The 502-nt window shown below is 68.9% G+C and carries 1 protein-coding gene; it reads right to left on the bottom strand.

What is annotated here, in order from left to right; genetic code table 11:
* A partial coding sequence (locus tag EEB15_RS33275; RefSeq protein WP_141514258.1) for an MOSC domain-containing protein occupies nucleotides 1-444 on the bottom strand: 444 nt, incomplete at its 3' end.
* Between the last annotated feature and the right edge of the window lie 58 nt (nucleotides 445-502).

Raw genomic sequence — 502 nt, 5'->3', positions numbered from 1 at the left:
CACCCCGGCCTTGCGAATCAGGTTGCCCTGTTCGTCGCGGCCGAGCACGGCGGCGGTCAGTCCGGGCTGGTAGTTGTCCAGCTGCGAGCAGGGATTGCGCAGGCCGGTCAGCTCGACCAGGGCGCTTTCCCCCAGGCGCAGGCGGGTGCCGGTGGGCAGGCCGAGCAGGTCGACGCCACGGGTGGTGATGTTCTCGCCCATGGTCCCCGGGCCGATGGCGAAGCCGCTGGCGCGTAGCTCGTCGTGCAGTTCCTCGTGGATCAGGTGGACCTGGCGCAGGTTCGGCTGGGTCGGGTCCTGCCGCACCCGCGAGCGGTGCTTCACGGTGACGCCGTGGTGGGCGTCGCCCTCGACGCCGAGGCCTTTCAGGAGGCGGATGGCGGGACGCACTTGCTTGCTGAACGCGTGGGTGGCGCAGAGGCTCACCGCGATGACCTGTTGCATGGAACTCCTCCTCGTGCGAAGCGTCAGTCTAGCCGCGAAACATGACGCTTGTCGCAAG

Origin of the sequence: Ramlibacter sp. WS9 (genome assembly GCF_003797765.1) — a bacterium.
Taxonomy (GTDB): domain Bacteria; phylum Pseudomonadota; class Gammaproteobacteria; order Burkholderiales; family Burkholderiaceae_C; genus Ramlibacter.
Note: the sequence above shows the minus strand (reverse complement) of the source record. Positions and strands in the feature narration are given on the sequence as shown.